At 58.6% G+C, this 227-nt stretch carries 1 pseudogene; it reads right to left on the bottom strand.

Annotated features, from left to right (window positions below):
• Nucleotides 1-227, bottom strand: a pseudogene (gene tuf, locus ACTV8E_RS20730) (elongation factor Tu); the annotation flags it as partial.

Here is a 227-nt window from a genome sequence, read left to right as displayed (position 1 = left end):
ACAACCATCTTCACGTTGTCGCCCGGCATCACCATCTCAACGCCTTCCGGCAGTTCGCAGTTACCGGTGACGTCAGTGGTACGGAAGTAGAACTGCGGACGGTAGCCCTTGAAGAACGGGGTGTGACGACCACCTTCTTCCTTGGACAGCACGTACACTTCGCCTTCGAACTTGGTGTGCGGCTTGATGGTGCCCGGCTTGGCCAGAACCTGACCACGCTCCACGTC

It is taken from the genome of Pseudomonas sp. B392_1p (genome assembly GCF_052245235.1).
Taxonomy (GTDB): domain Bacteria; phylum Pseudomonadota; class Gammaproteobacteria; order Pseudomonadales; family Pseudomonadaceae; genus Serpens; species Serpens gallinarum.
Note: the sequence above shows the minus strand (reverse complement) of the source record. Positions and strands in the feature narration are given on the sequence as shown.